Origin of the sequence: Pseudoalteromonas sp. T1lg65 (assembly GCF_051930985.1) — a bacterium.
Lineage (GTDB): Bacteria > Pseudomonadota > Gammaproteobacteria > Enterobacterales > Alteromonadaceae > Pseudoalteromonas.
In genome coordinates this window covers 2,737,293-2,750,089 of sequence record NZ_CP196837.1, presented here as the reverse complement: position 1 = coordinate 2,750,089, position 12,797 = coordinate 2,737,293, and the positions used below count along the sequence as shown (strand labels likewise).

Below are 12,797 nucleotides of genomic sequence, written 5' to 3'. Positions count from 1 at the left end.
ACTAACTATAGTAAAGGAGGTCGCATCAGCTTTGGCAAGTCTAAAATTTGAGATTATTGCTTATGCTGCTGATGGCGCAGTACCGTAGTACAAATAAACAAAATAATAGTTGGGAAGTAAGTATTCACCTAAGTCAAACAATAACAACAAGGAATAGCCTATGTCTGTATCCACATCTGAACCGACAATCCAAGTAAAATATATTGCGCCCGAAGATATCAATGTCGCGGGTAGTTTATTGTACAAGGCATATCATGATGATCCCCTTTTAAAGCAGGTACTTGAGGCAAAAGCAGAAAGGGAGTTTGAGAAAAAGTTACGTGCCTTAATTCGCGAAGAGTTACTGGCGTTTAGCAGAACAGGCCAGCCTGTGCTGGGATTATATGATGGTGAGCGTTTACTAGCTGTCGCATGCGTGATTGCAGATGGGCACGAATTGGAGGCTAGTCGGCAGTGGCATTGGCGCTTGAGATTGATGATGAGCGCCGGCTTTTTGCAAACTCAACAGCTGATAGATAAAGAAAAAATGATTCGAGATGCGTTGGTAGAATTAGAGCCTTATCACTTCTTATCATTGATTGCTGTCGACCCGCAAATGCAGGGTCAGGGATTGGGTCATTGCTTACTGAGCTCATTAGATGATTTACTTGATAGAAGCGATCACTCAAAAGGAATCGCGGTGTTAATTACCCAAGCAGAGCAAGGGCCATTCTTTGAAGGGCATGGTTACACAAAACATTGTGAACTTAAGTTTAAAGCAATTGACGGCGTATTGTACTTTAAATCGCGATAGACAGTTTGGAAGATCCTATGTAGGAAATATCGCACAACAACGTAAGTAAACACGGTTTAAACCGACGACTTAGTATATTGTTTTTTGATTATCTTTTTGTTTTTAAACTAATTTTGTTAAGTTTCATTTTTGTGAAGGTAAAAAGATACGATTTACGAGGTACCTTTATACCACAATAAAAGTAGACTTAGTTATGTAGGGAAGCACAAGAGCAGGAGCTCAGTGTCAAAGGAAAGGAATTTGACAATGTGTAATGGAGTATTTCACAGGGCAAGGACTGAACTGGAACTCGAGGAAGCGAGGGTAAGGCGGAGCTTTACGAAGGGAAATGGAAACACAGGATGTGAAAGGAGCGCGGGAAGCGAAAGGGAGCAGGGACGTGTGTGGAAGGACGAGCTAGGCTCTAGGATGATGGACTACATTCAGGATGAATGTGAAGTGGATGTTTAGGGAAGAGTTAGGAGCACAGACGGAGCTGTGAAGGGGAAGGCCAAGCAGGCTAAATGGAGCGACACTGAATGTGTCATAGGATGAAGGCAAGGAAGGTGCTCGGGTATGAGACGGAGTATATACCCGTTCAGGGGACGAAAAATTGGCGGATCGCTATTCAGTTGTTAGCAGAGGGAGTGGAGACCTCGTGGGATATACGTCAGATTGAGGCGCAGCATATAGGCTTGCGCCTTAGTTTTTTCTAGCTCAAGACTTAGTTCAAGACTTTGTGTGCTGGCAGATCTTTTTTAACCAACCGTTCATTTTCTAAAAACAGAGTACCTTGGTACGATGACTCACCATCTGAACTAAATTCAAATAGAAACTGGCTTTTTATTCCGAGTTTGCCATTCCTTAGCACGCCAATACGTCGTTTAGTGCAAGCCACACTCAATAACTGAACATTGAGCTGTTCGGCTTGATGTTTAGCATGACGATTTGCAGCTTCAGCAATTTGTCGACTATACCAAAACAGCGCGATAGCCGATGTGACGAGAATAAAAATCCATAACGATGTCATTTACGAAAACAGCCTTCCTATTGCACGTGATAGTGTTTCACTACGATTTTGCGCTCTAATCATACCTAGAACATGTGGGCGCAGCATTGGAATTGCAACTAAGTCGGCAAAAACACCTCGAAATAGCTCTTCAGCTTGTGGATGTTGGGCCACGCATTCCATAAATTTGTATAGCCTCTGTGCGTCGGTCAAAGTTTCCCAGCAACGTCCCGTAATGGTAAGTAGACAATCAAGATCACCACTTAATGGACTATCCAAAATACTATCTACTGCCTGCGCAATTAAACCCAGCGCATGACTTCCAGACAGCGCTCTTAAATTTGTAACGCCAAGCCGTGAATCCTGGGTTTTACAGGCAGTTTCCACATATGAAAGCATTTTTTCAGTTTGCGCAGTAGAAATTGCAACATGTTCTAACATTGCAGCTAGTGGCGTTTGAACTTCAATTGGTAGTTGAGGCCAAGCGGTTTCGAGCATGGCGGCATTATTACCATGCTCTAAACGCATCGCAAAATCAGCGAGTCCTTGTAGAGCAACGTCTTGCCACTGTTCAAAGCCAAGCTTCCCAGATAAATACAACTCAGCATGTTCATAGTATTGAGAGGCGGGACGTTTGAGTTCACACTTGAGTAAAGCGTTAAACGCGGCCAGCTTGTTGGCATTGGGTTTGAATACGTATGGGTTGTTGTCTAGCTTCCCTTGTGCGGCTTCACCGGTGAGCTGCGTGCCAAGCGCTTCTAGTACCATCGAAGCAAAGTGGTCTCTGCTGGCTAACACTAATTTACTTTGTTCATCAACAGGAAACTTTAAAAACCACACATAGGGATCTTGGGTTGCCTGGTTGTCCCAAAATTGAATCGCTAAAATCGCATGGCTATTTAGTGGGTATGGATAGGGCACTTGAGCGTTTTCGATTTGCGCGAATTGTTTTTTATCAATTTTTGTTATGCGGCGGCCAATATCAAATACTCGCCATTGTGTGCCTGCATTACTAAGTAATTCACCCAAAGTAGAAATTTGCGCTGTCATACTGCTCTTCTGTTGCTAGTTTAATTAATTCGACGTGGATTATAGCGGTTTTTCGCTATGCTGATAAGAGGTGAGCAGTCGCTTACCATGATTAACATCAGGTATAATGAGCGGACTTTTGCTGTTTAGAATGAGATATTATGGCTAGTAACTTACTCAGTTTGTTAGCTGAATTAGAGTCCTGTTTGAAAGCTGCTGGACTTTGGCAGCGACAGGAGATTGATCCATTAGCACTCACTTCAACACAACCCTTTTGTTGTGACACGATGAGTTTTGAGCAATGGTTGCAGTTCGTGTTTATTCCCAAAATGCAGCTTCTAATTCGCCAGAGTGAACCTCTCCCGAAGTCAATGGCGATTGCTCCTATGGCAGAGATGACATTGCAAAACCATCGTTATTTTTCGGTTGTTTATCAGAGTTTAAAAAACATTGATGCGGCGTTTGAACAGAGGTCATCATGTTAGAGATCATATATCAAGATGCAGATTATGTGGCCATCAACAAACCTTCAGGGCTATTGGTGCACCGTTCATTTTTGGATAAAAGAGAAACTCAATTTGCGATGCAAATGCTCAGAGATCAGCTTGGGCAGCACGTATTTCCAGTACACCGCTTAGATAGGCCAACCTCTGGTGTGTTGCTATTTGCACTCAGCTCTGAAGCGGCAAGAGCAATCAATGAGCAGTTTATTACAGGCGATATTGAAAAGCGTTATCTTGCGCTGGTTAGAGGATTTGCACCGGACGCTACATTGGTCGACAAACCGCTTAAAGAGGAGCTAGACAAAATAGCCGATAAGTTTGCTGATCAAGATAAGGCCCCACAAGAAGCACAGACACAAATTAATTGTTTGCAACAAGCAAGTTTACCCATTCCTTTTGGTAAGTACCCAAGTATTCGTTATTCACTGGTCGAATGCTTTCCCAAAACTGGTCGCAAGCATCAAATAAGAAGACATTTGAATCATCTTTCACATCCCATCATTGGTGATGTAAATCATGGCGATAATAAGCAGAATCATTTTTTTGTTGAGCACTTTGAATTACGAAGACTGATGTTGTTTGCAACTGATTTAAAATTTGTTCATCCTTATAATAACCAAAATATCTCCATATCAGCTAATTTAGGTGAGTCAGCATTAGCAGTCTTTGCCAAGTTGGGTTGGTCTAACAACGAAAGGGATTATAAATAATGGCAGCAATATCGATTTTTGTCGGCAGTATGTATGGTAACGCTGAAGGGCTGGCTGAGAAGTCGGTGGATTTTTTGAATAAATCAGGTCACCAAGCTCAGGTGATAGAGCCTGCGACGCTAGAAGCGCTGAAGCAAGCTGATAATGTATTGTTTATTTCATCTACCACTGGCTCTGGTGATATCCCAGACAATCTTTTACCGCTGTTTTTACAAATGCAAAGTGAATTTCCTATGCTCACGGGGAAAAATGTGGCAGTGATAGCGCTTGGTGACTCTAGTTATGGAGAAACGTTTTGTGGTGCAGGAAAACAAATAGATGCATTTATTGAGGAATTAAATGCGAGCAAAGTACTGCCACGGCTAGATATTGATGCTTGTGAATACTTTGAGCCTTGGGAGGCTGCTGAACAATGGCTGCAGCAGCTTGCTAGTAAGCTATAAATCAAAAGGCTGTTTTCGACAGCCTTTTTGGTGTTAAACACTCTTGCTTTGTAATTTGAGCTTGAGCTTTTGTCCGGGATATAAATACTTTTGCCCCGTAAGGTCATTCCATTTCACGATCTCTTTGACGGTTACATCAAATTTACTGGCAATTCGTGCCAACGAATCACCTTTTCTAACCTTATAGGTGATAGTGCGCTGTTTTGGTTCTAACGTCGAGGCTGTTGAATTTTTATCACTTTTATAAAGTGTCAACTTTTGGCCCAAACGCAGCACAGAATTGGTACTAAGTTTATTCCATCTTGCTAAGTCTTTAACAGTTACGTCGTATTCACGGCTAATGTCCCACAAAGTATCTCCGGCTTTTACTGTGTGGGTTTGTTTTTGTTTGGTGATTTTGTTTGCCGCTACTCTGACTTCCTGTGGAAGATGCTCGCTTTGTAGTGTGCCATCGCTCAATGGGATCAGTAAATTTTGACCCACGCGGATAATATTGCCGTCAATAGTGTTTAATGAACGAATAGCGCCAATAGTTGTTGAAAACTTTTTAGCAACCACAGAGAGGCTGTCGCCATTTTGTACGGTGTAATGTTGCCAGCGCAATCTGTCTTTAACATCGGTATTTGCTAACTTGTCTTTAAATATTTCAACTTTATCTATGGGCAAAAGCAAACTGTGAGGACCATCAGGATCGGTTGCCCAACGGTTAAAGCCTGGGTTGAGACGGTACAGCTCTGTAAGAGATATATCAGCCATCTCAGCGGCTAGCGCAAGATCGATTTGTGATCCGATTTCAACAACATCCACTACCTGCGCATTGATGATTGGCTGCCACTTAACGTTAAATTCATCATGCCTTTTAAGTAGGTCTGAAAGCGCCAACAGTTTTGGTACATAGGACGTGGTTTCTCGTGGTAAATCCAAAGACCAAAAGTCAGTAGGTAGGTGTTTTCTGCGGTTTTTACGGATTGCGCGTAACAGTCGCCCTTCACCAGAGTTATAGGCTGCAATGGCGTTAAGCCAGTCTCCTTCCAGTGTTTTGTGCAAATACGTCAAGTAATCTAAAGCGGCTTTAGTAGAGGCAACAATATCCCGACGTCCGTCATACCACCAGTTTTGTTTTAGATTAAAACGCTCACCAGTTTGTGGCATAAATTGCCATATACCCGATGCACTGCGGTGAGAAAATCCAAATGGATCAAAAGCGCTTTCTACGATGGGAAGTAAGGCTATTTCGATTGGGATATTGCGCTTTTCGACTTCTTCCACAATGTAGTATAGATAAGGCTCAGCACGTTTTGCGATGCGATCTAGGTAAGCTTGGTGGCGCTGGTAGTAATTGCGTTCCGCCACGACGGGACGGTTTTGAGGCACGTTTATTGACAATTGGTAACGTATTCTCTCCCAAACATCGTCAAAAACGGGGACTTCTTCGTCGTCAGTTTCAACTTGCCAAAGCGTAGTCAAAGTTTCTGATATTTCATAGGGGTTTGCGTGATTAAGCTGTGTTTCTTCAGAGTGCTGCACGGCGGTTTCAGCAGGTGCTTCTGCTGTGAGCTGACAGCCACTGAGTATCAATGAGGAAACAATTGTTAGAACGAACTTTTTCATAGGCACTATCTTCGGCTTGCTTATCTAGAACAAAACTGGGCAATGTTACCGAGTTACTTGATGCATTTAAAGTGTTAGCAAAAAATAACGGATATTTGAATGATTTCAACCAAGTATAGCAACCATCTGCAATGTTGGTCATATTTTGTTACATAACCTGAGGGTTGGATTAAGAGTAGGTTAACTTTTTGTCTTTATGAACAGGCTAAAATCCAATGCTATTCAGCCTGAGAGCTTAAGGGAAAATAAGGCGAATGTATGTATCAAGGGCTGTCAATTGAAAGTAAATTCAACGCAGTTAGCCTTAAAACTGGCTTCGAGATAGGTATTAGTTATCCTGAGCTCAGGTCAATTGTGAAAGCATTGGTGCGACATGTTTTGTCTGTTAGAAGTTATCTTTCCACTTTCGTAGTGCACCAAATGTTGCACCGGCAGAATCTGTGACCGGTTGATATTTGGCTGGAACGTGCACCAAGATATTCTTTTCGGAAACCCTCAAAAAAGGGTTAATTTGTTTTTGGATACCAATGCTGGTTGGTAAAGTGATGATGTTGCTTGCACGTTGTTCCGCCGCTATTTCGATATATTCAAGCAGTGTGGGGTTATTAGGCTCCACGGCATAAGCAAATTTCAAATTGGCTAAAGTGTATTCGTGAGTACAGTAGACAAGGCAATCATCGGGTAGGTCGGTAAGTTTACAAAGAGAGTGCCACATTTGACTTGGTGTGCCTTCAAACATGCGCCCACAACCGGCATTAAATAAAGTGTCGCCAGTAAAGGCAAGAGTGGGATGTACATAGCAAATATGATCTAAGGTATGACCAGGAGTGGTTATTATATGAAATTCCATATTAAACAAAGAAATTGAGTCACCTTCAGTTAGAGGGTGAGTTATTCCCTCGTAGGGGCTGTCTTTAGGACCAAAAACTGGGATATCAGGAAATAGCGCTTTTAATGGTGCAATACCATCAGTATGGTCCCAGTGATAGTGGGTAACCAAAATACCGGCAAGCCTTTTACCTAAATTTTCCAGAAACTTTAATACCGGTTGTTCATCGCCCGGATCGACCACCCAAACTTGGTTGCTGTCAGCATGACTTATTGCCCAGATATAGTTATCATTAAATGCTTTAATTGCCTCGACTTGCACCATATATCATTGCTCTATAAAGTGGGTTAATAAGATATATTATAACGGGCTCAATAGATGAAACCAGCGCTAAGCTTTTTACAAGGTCCAAAACCATATAAGTGGCAAGACTTCCCTCATGGTGAATACGTAAAAGTTGGGATCCAAAAACGCCTAGATCCATGGTTATCCAGAATGTTTGGTTATCATATGCTAAAACTGGGCACATTAAGTGGCCAGCTTGATACCTCTAAGAGCCCCATTAAGCATCAAGTATGTGTTGCTCCTCACGGAGATCATGTTGGTGTGTTTGCTGAAATTGACGAACTGCCATTTTATGAGAACTCTGTAGACACTTGTATCTTAAGTCAATGTTTAGAGTATCACTCAGATCCACACCATATACTGCGGGAAGCACATAGGACATTGATCCCAGGAGGCTATATTGTGATCTCTGGCTTTAACCCGTTCAGTTTATGTGGCTTGGCGCATTTAATGCCGTTTAGTAAAGAAAAGCTCCCTTGGTCGGGACGATTTTTTACCCCATCACGTGTGAAAGACTGGTTGGATTTACTCGGTTTTGAGTTATTGGCCGACGAGCGTTTTATTCACGCCTCGTTGGCAAGAGGATCAAGGCTTTCTCGCTTTGCACCGTGGCGGCGGTTTTGTAAGCATTACTTGAAGCCCACAGGAAGTGTTTATTTATTGGTTGCCAGAAAGCGAGTCATGCCATTAACGCCAATCAAGCCTAAATGGCATGCAAGGCCAAAGTGGACGCCTGCGACGGTCAAAGGCGCTGGACTAAGGCAAACTAGACATCAAAAAATCAAATAGGTTTAGGCTACGCTTTGTTCGTAGCCTTCATCACTAAGTAACGTATTTCCTGATGCGGCTTCTCGCGCAAGGTCATCAACCAGTTCATTATATTTATTGCCAGCGTGTCCTTTTACCCATTTCCAAGTAATTTGGTGACGTTGTGTAGCGGCATCTAAGCGTTGCCATAGATCCACATTTTTAACGGGTTGTTTAGCCGCGGTTTTCCAATTGCGCTTTTTCCAGTTGGCAAGCCAAGACTCAATACCTTGTTTGACGTATTGGCTATCTGTATGCAGCACAACTTCACATGGCCGCTTTAGTGTTTCGAGTGCAACAATGGCTGCGAGCATTTCCATTCTATTATTGGTGGTAAGCTGATAGCCTTGGCTTAGTTGTTTTTCATGTCCATTATAAGCCAGGTAAACGCCATAGCCGCCGGGTCCGGGATTACCTAAACATGAACCATCGGTGTAAATCTCTACGGTTTTTTGCACGAAATTGCCCGTTTTTATGTAAAATACGCGAATAGGGCTAACAATAGCAAAGTTAAGCGAGCAACGATATGCACAACAGACAAATTGTACTGGATACTGAAACCACAGGTATTGATCCAAAAGCAGGTCACCGGATCATCGAAATTGGTTGTGTTGAGCTTGTAAATAGAAGACTTACTGGCAATAACTTTCATGTTTATATCAATCCTCAGCGCGATATTGAGGAGGAGGCTATTGATGTTCACGGTATTACCAATGAGTTTTTACGTGATAAGCCTTTTTTCCATCAAGTTGCGCAGGAATTTTTTGATTATATCAAAGGCGCTGAGCTAGTTATTCATAACGCCCCGTTCGATGTGGGCTTTATGGATCATGAGTTTGCTAAACTAAATCAGGGCCATCCAAATACCCACGAATACTGTGAGGTTCTAGATACTTTAGCGATGGCTCGCCAGCTTCATCCGGGACAAAAAAATAGCCTAGATGCTTTGTGTCGACGCTATGATATTGATAACTCAAAACGAACATTACACGGCGCATTGCTGGATTCTGAGATTTTAGCAGATGTTTATCTGGCCATGACTGGCGGTCAGAAAAAGCTAAACTTAATGACAAGTTCGAATTCAAATCAAGATAATAACGCTGGTGGCATTGTAAGATTAGACGCAAATAGACCCGTACTTAAAGTTTTACGCGCATCTGCCGAAGAAGAGAAAGCACACCTCGAACGATTAGAACTTGTAGATAAAGCCTGTGGTCAAAACTTATGGCAGCAATAGCTGCAAATCACAGCTTATCTTGCACAGCCTAACATTTTAGAAAAGTAGGGTAATTACATGGGTTTAAAATGGCTTTTATGTCTGTTGGTTTTTTTAAGCTGTAGCGTATTCGCGCAAGCTCCAGATATTACCCTGTTAGATCGCAATAACAAAGTGAACGAAATTCCACTGTTAGAAAACCGTTTTCGTATTGATCATGATGTAGAAGAAATTACTTTACTCTTTTTCCGTGCCATTGGTGCACCACCAGTCATATTAGTCAGGCCTGATGGCAGTAAGCTATATGTTACTCATGCTATGCATAACAAGAATTTGCAATGGTATGACGAAGTCAGCTATGACCTTATTATTATCAAAAATCCAACCCCTGGGCCTTGGCAAGTTGTTGGTCAAATTCAAGACGGTAGCCGAATTATGGTACTCGGAGATATTGCCCTTGAAGTTGAACAACTGCCGCCGTTGTTGTTTCGTGGCGAGACCCTGAAAGTTTCAGCCAGAGTGACCAATGATGGAAAGCCTATCGATATTGGTTATTTTAGAGATGTGGTCTCGTTACACGTTGAATTTGCAAGTACGAATAATGACAACTACGCAAATTTTGGCGCTGGCACGCATAGTGTCACGGAGTTTAAAGATGACGGCCGAGAGTTTGATGAGCGTCCAATGGACGGTATTTTTACTGGTGAGTTTAGCTTGAGTTTTCCCGCTGGTGAGTGGCAACCTGAATACTTTATTGAAACCCCCATTTTAAAACGTCGTGTCGTGTCTAAGCCTATCGTGGTTGCTGAGCCACCTTTTGCATTCGACCTAATGTTAGCTGGAGAAGGCGAGTTAGAGCATGGTCTAACCATTAATATTGACCCAGCCATTGTTAAAGCTGAAACCATACTGTTTCAGGGGAAGGTGCTATATCCCAATGGTGAAGAACAAATATTTACGTTAGACGCGCAAGAGCGACTATATCGTCAATTAGGAATTAAAAACTATGACTGGGGTCGATACAGCGTAGAAATTTCTGTATTTGGCGAAAATATCAATGGTCGTGAATTTATGGCAACACTGCCTAATTACAATTTTGAGATAGAAAGACCGATTGAAAAAGTCCCTGAACTTTCTATTATTGAACGTCCTGACTTAATCAAAAAAATTAAGCCCAAGCCAGAGCCTAAAATGAGTACTGAACTACTGGTCACAATTATTGTAGCGGGCAACTTATTGGTACTACTAATTGGTTGGGCTTTAGTGCGTGTTTTTGTCCAAAATAAGCCATTACTACCAAAAATATCTTTACCAACCAACCCCTTTAAGAAGAAAGCCGAAGTACTTGATTTGGGCCAATTGGAAGCTTCGGAAGACGAGCAACAAGAGAATGGTTCAAAAAATAACAAATCAGGTGATATTTTGAACCTTTCAATGAAAGATAACTAAAAAACCCGGTTTTTTTTAAAAAAACGGTTGACTCAAGAAGGGGTCATTCGTATTATTCACGCCGCTGTCAGGGAGCACCCCTTACAGCAAATACTGCAAAAATGCATGCGGAGTGGTAGTTCAGTTGGTTAGAATACCGGCCTGTCACGCCGGGGGTCGCGGGTTCGAGTCCCGTCCACTCCGCCAATTTTCCTCAGTATTTATAAGTACACGCTGGAGTGGTAGTTCAGTTGGTTAGAATACCGGCCTGTCACGCCGGGGGTCGCGGGTTCGAGTCCCGTCCACTCCGCCAATTACTTATTTCAATGGTGCATGCTTCTTTGGAGTGGTAGTTCAGTTGGTTAGAATACCGGCCTGTCACGCCGGGGGTCGCGGGTTCGAGTCCCGTCCACTCCGCCAACACTTTAGAAGCAGTCATATTAATACTCTGTGGAGTGGTAGTTCAGTTGGTTAGAATACCGGCCTGTCACGCCGGGGGTCGCGGGTTCGAGTCCCGTCCACTCCGCCAGTTTTAATATGCAAATTTTTATAAGCTCAATGGCAGCTTATTTACTCTGTGGAGTGGTAGTTCAGTTGGTTAGAATACCGGCCTGTCACGCCGGGGGTCGCGGGTTCGAGTCCCGTCCACTCCGCCAACACAAATCAGAGTCAATTAAAGTCATCAAGATATCTCAGCGGAGTGGTAGTTCAGTTGGTTAGAATACCGGCCTGTCACGCCGGGGGTCGCGGGTTCGAGTCCCGTCCACTCCGCCATTTATTGATATCTTACTAAATCTATCGCTGCGGAGTGGTAGTTCAGTTGGTTAGAATACCGGCCTGTCACGCCGGGGGTCGCGGGTTCGAGTCCCGTCCACTCCGCCATTTAGTAAATCTATATTTTTCTATATTCTTCCCTGTCTTTTAATCTAAAGAAATACAATTATTTTTACTGATCTCCTTACTTAACTTTTACCTTTTCCGTTCCTGATTGTATGTTTTCGATACAATACGCACTAATACCAACTCACATTAGTATATGCTTCATTTGAGAGAAACCCGTTGTCTACGGTTTTAATACCAATTCGCAATAACACTTAATCATTTTGAAAGATTAAATCTGACGATAGCTGCGCTAAAAATTTCTCATTTAGAACAACTAAATAGCAAAATTCTTGCCTTGCGTACACGGATATAGGTACCTAAGCGTAGCAGGACGCGATAGCGGTGCTATCGCCAAGTTTTCCTTGCCTCAAAATAGATCACTTCATTAAGTGGATTGGTATAAGTTGCATTTAGTGCAATAAGATCTTGCCGTGTTCATCTTGCGATCTCGCCCACTTTGAATATACTGTATATATAAACAGTGTTTGGGTGACGTATGGCTGATTTCCTTAATTTGTTACAGCGTAAGCATTTGGTCTGGCGTGGTCGGGGACATCGACATGCTATGGAGACTATTTCAACAGGATTTAAAGAGTTGGATACGGCACTTTATGGTGGCTGGCCGCGGCATGGAATGATCTTAGTTGAATCCCTTTTTGGCTCTGGTGAGTTACGTTTGTTATTACCGCATTTAGGCCAAGATGAACGTATTAAGGTGTTGATCCAACCACCAAGTTGTATTTATGCAGAAGCACTAGCATATCAAGGGGTTAGAGCCGATGAGTTGATGCTATTAGAGTGTGATTCCCATAAAGATGCGTTATGGAGCGCCGAGCAATGCTTAAAAAGTGGTGCCTGTGGCACGGTAATGCTATGGCATGAACAGTTTGAGGTCGCGGTGGTGAAACGCTTGCAGCTCGCTGCGGAACAGGGAGACTGTCGACTCTTTGCGCTACATAATAATGCATTTATGGGGTCATTGCCGATTGCTTTATCCTTATCTGTTAAAGCGCAAGAGTCAGGTATCCAGATAGAGATAAAAAAGCATAGAGGCAACTTTAGTCATGCAACAGTTAAACTAGAAAACCGGTTTTATTGGCCTGAGCTGCAAGCCCATCAGCCATTTGGTACAGCAAACAATATAGTCATGCTGACTCATGCTCAGCAACGGTTGAGCAGCTGAGGTAATAATGCAGTGGCTCTATATTTACTT

The 12,797-nt window shown here is 42.7% G+C and carries 13 protein-coding genes and 7 tRNA genes; 15 read left to right on the top strand and 5 right to left on the bottom strand.

Annotated elements, in window-relative coordinates; all coding sequences use genetic code 11:
* Positions 1–160: 160 nt before the first annotated feature.
* On the top strand, positions 161–793 hold the full coding sequence (locus tag ACSLBF_RS12125) for a GNAT family N-acetyltransferase (protein WP_440053646.1): 633 nt from the start codon (positions 161–163) through the stop codon (positions 791–793).
* 703 nt (positions 794–1,496) lie between these two features.
* Here ACSLBF_RS12125 and ACSLBF_RS12120 read toward each other — a convergent pair.
* Positions 1,497–1,802, bottom strand: a complete 306-nt coding sequence (locus ACSLBF_RS12120; RefSeq protein ID WP_440053645.1) for a DUF3301 domain-containing protein — start codon at positions 1,800–1,802, stop codon at positions 1,497–1,499.
* Positions 1,803–2,831: a DUF3549 family protein gene (locus ACSLBF_RS12115; RefSeq protein ID WP_440053644.1), complete on the bottom strand. Its 1,029-nt coding sequence runs from the start codon at positions 2,829–2,831 to the stop codon at positions 1,803–1,805. It abuts the gene before it with no gap.
* 140 nt (positions 2,832–2,971) lie between these two features.
* Between ACSLBF_RS12115 and ACSLBF_RS12110 the strand changes: the two genes are divergently transcribed.
* Genes ACSLBF_RS12110 through ACSLBF_RS12100 form a run of 3 tightly spaced genes read left to right on the top strand, consistent with a single transcriptional unit; the run spans position 2,972 to position 4,466 of the window.
* Entirely contained in the window at positions 2,972–3,295 is a 324-nt protein-coding gene (locus ACSLBF_RS12110) for a YqcC family protein (protein WP_440053643.1), read from the top strand.
* A complete protein-coding gene (gene truC, locus ACSLBF_RS12105) occupies positions 3,289–4,023 on the top strand; it encodes a tRNA pseudouridine(65) synthase TruC (protein WP_440053642.1) in 735 nt (244 codons plus the stop codon). The genes ACSLBF_RS12110 and truC overlap by 7 nt, the downstream gene beginning before the upstream one ends.
* A complete protein-coding gene (locus ACSLBF_RS12100; protein WP_440053641.1) occupies positions 4,023–4,466 on the top strand; it encodes a flavodoxin in 444 nt (147 codons plus the stop codon). The genes truC and ACSLBF_RS12100 overlap by 1 nt, the downstream gene beginning before the upstream one ends.
* A gap of 33 nt (positions 4,467–4,499) precedes the next feature.
* On the opposite strand, the gene ACSLBF_RS12095 is transcribed toward ACSLBF_RS12100, so the two are convergent.
* Both ACSLBF_RS12095 and gloB read right to left on the bottom strand, forming a co-directional pair.
* Positions 4,500–6,077 (bottom strand): LysM peptidoglycan-binding domain-containing protein, encoded by a 1,578-nt coding sequence (locus tag ACSLBF_RS12095; protein WP_440053640.1) that lies wholly within the window; start codon positions 6,075–6,077, stop codon positions 4,500–4,502.
* A 385-nt stretch (positions 6,078–6,462) separates the two neighbouring features.
* Positions 6,463–7,230 carry a hydroxyacylglutathione hydrolase gene (gene gloB / locus ACSLBF_RS12090; protein ID WP_440053639.1) on the bottom strand — a complete coding sequence of 256 codons (768 nt, stop codon included), beginning with the start codon at positions 7,228–7,230 and terminating at the stop codon, positions 6,463–6,465.
* Between the two features lie 54 nt (positions 7,231–7,284).
* Between gloB and ACSLBF_RS12085 the strand changes: the two genes are divergently transcribed.
* A complete protein-coding gene (locus ACSLBF_RS12085) occupies positions 7,285–8,040 on the top strand; it encodes a class I SAM-dependent methyltransferase (protein ID WP_440053638.1) in 756 nt (251 codons plus the stop codon).
* 2 nt (positions 8,041–8,042) lie between these two features.
* On the opposite strand, the gene rnhA is transcribed toward ACSLBF_RS12085, so the two are convergent.
* Positions 8,043–8,516: a ribonuclease HI gene (gene rnhA, locus ACSLBF_RS12080; protein WP_440053637.1), complete on the bottom strand. Its 474-nt coding sequence runs from the start codon at positions 8,514–8,516 to the stop codon at positions 8,043–8,045.
* Positions 8,517–8,584: 68 nt separating this feature from the next.
* Between rnhA and dnaQ the strand changes: the two genes are divergently transcribed.
* The 10 genes from dnaQ to imuA all read left to right on the top strand — a co-directional run bounded on the left by dnaQ (position 8,585) and on the right by imuA (position 12,767).
* On the top strand, positions 8,585–9,295 hold the full coding sequence (gene dnaQ / locus ACSLBF_RS12075; RefSeq protein ID WP_440053636.1) for a DNA polymerase III subunit epsilon: 711 nt from the start codon (positions 8,585–8,587) through the stop codon (positions 9,293–9,295).
* Positions 9,296–9,352: 57 nt separating this feature from the next.
* Positions 9,353–10,723: a TIGR03503 family protein gene (locus ACSLBF_RS12070; RefSeq protein WP_440053635.1), complete on the top strand. Its 1,371-nt coding sequence runs from the start codon at positions 9,353–9,355 to the stop codon at positions 10,721–10,723.
* A gap of 109 nt (positions 10,724–10,832) precedes the next feature.
* A tRNA-Asp gene (locus tag ACSLBF_RS12065) sits at positions 10,833–10,909 on the top strand.
* A 29-nt stretch (positions 10,910–10,938) separates the two neighbouring features.
* Positions 10,939–11,015, top strand: a tRNA-Asp gene (locus ACSLBF_RS12060).
* 30 nt (positions 11,016–11,045) lie between these two features.
* Positions 11,046–11,122: transfer RNA gene (locus tag ACSLBF_RS12055), tRNA-Asp, on the top strand.
* 32 nt (positions 11,123–11,154) lie between these two features.
* A tRNA-Asp gene (locus tag ACSLBF_RS12050) sits at positions 11,155–11,231 on the top strand.
* A 50-nt stretch (positions 11,232–11,281) separates the two neighbouring features.
* Positions 11,282–11,358: transfer RNA gene (locus tag ACSLBF_RS12045), tRNA-Asp, on the top strand.
* Between the two features lie 41 nt (positions 11,359–11,399).
* A tRNA-Asp gene (locus tag ACSLBF_RS12040) sits at positions 11,400–11,476 on the top strand.
* A gap of 31 nt (positions 11,477–11,507) precedes the next feature.
* Positions 11,508–11,584 (top strand) — tRNA-Asp (locus ACSLBF_RS12035).
* Positions 11,585–12,080: 496 nt separating this feature from the next.
* Positions 12,081–12,767 (top strand): translesion DNA synthesis-associated protein ImuA, encoded by a 687-nt coding sequence (imuA, locus tag ACSLBF_RS12030; RefSeq protein WP_440053634.1) that lies wholly within the window; start codon positions 12,081–12,083, stop codon positions 12,765–12,767.
* Positions 12,768–12,797: the final 30 nt, after the last annotated feature.

Bases quoted from the DNA above. Each gene is read 5' to 3' on its own strand.
- ACSLBF_RS12125 (WP_440053646.1), top strand. From the start codon at position 161: ATGTCTGTATCCACATCTGAACCGACAATCCAAGTAAAATATATTGCG.
- ACSLBF_RS12120 (WP_440053645.1), bottom strand. From the start codon at position 1,802: ATGACATCGTTATGGATTTTTATTCTCGTCACATCGGCTATCGCGCTG.
- ACSLBF_RS12115 (WP_440053644.1), bottom strand. From the start codon at position 2,831: ATGACAGCGCAAATTTCTACTTTGGGTGAATTACTTAGTAATGCAGGC.
- ACSLBF_RS12110 (WP_440053643.1), top strand. From the start codon at position 2,972: ATGGCTAGTAACTTACTCAGTTTGTTAGCTGAATTAGAGTCCTGTTTG.
- truC (WP_440053642.1), top strand. From the start codon at position 3,289: ATGTTAGAGATCATATATCAAGATGCAGATTATGTGGCCATCAACAAA.
- ACSLBF_RS12100 (WP_440053641.1), top strand. From the start codon at position 4,023: ATGGCAGCAATATCGATTTTTGTCGGCAGTATGTATGGTAACGCTGAA.
- ACSLBF_RS12095 (WP_440053640.1), bottom strand. From the start codon at position 6,077: ATGAAAAAGTTCGTTCTAACAATTGTTTCCTCATTGATACTCAGTGGC.
- gloB (WP_440053639.1), bottom strand. From the start codon at position 7,230: ATGGTGCAAGTCGAGGCAATTAAAGCATTTAATGATAACTATATCTGG.
- ACSLBF_RS12085 (WP_440053638.1), top strand. From the start codon at position 7,285: ATGAAACCAGCGCTAAGCTTTTTACAAGGTCCAAAACCATATAAGTGG.
- dnaQ (WP_440053636.1), top strand. From the start codon at position 8,585: ATGCACAACAGACAAATTGTACTGGATACTGAAACCACAGGTATTGAT.
- ACSLBF_RS12070 (WP_440053635.1), top strand. From the start codon at position 9,353: ATGGGTTTAAAATGGCTTTTATGTCTGTTGGTTTTTTTAAGCTGTAGC.
- imuA (WP_440053634.1), top strand. From the start codon at position 12,081: ATGGCTGATTTCCTTAATTTGTTACAGCGTAAGCATTTGGTCTGGCGT.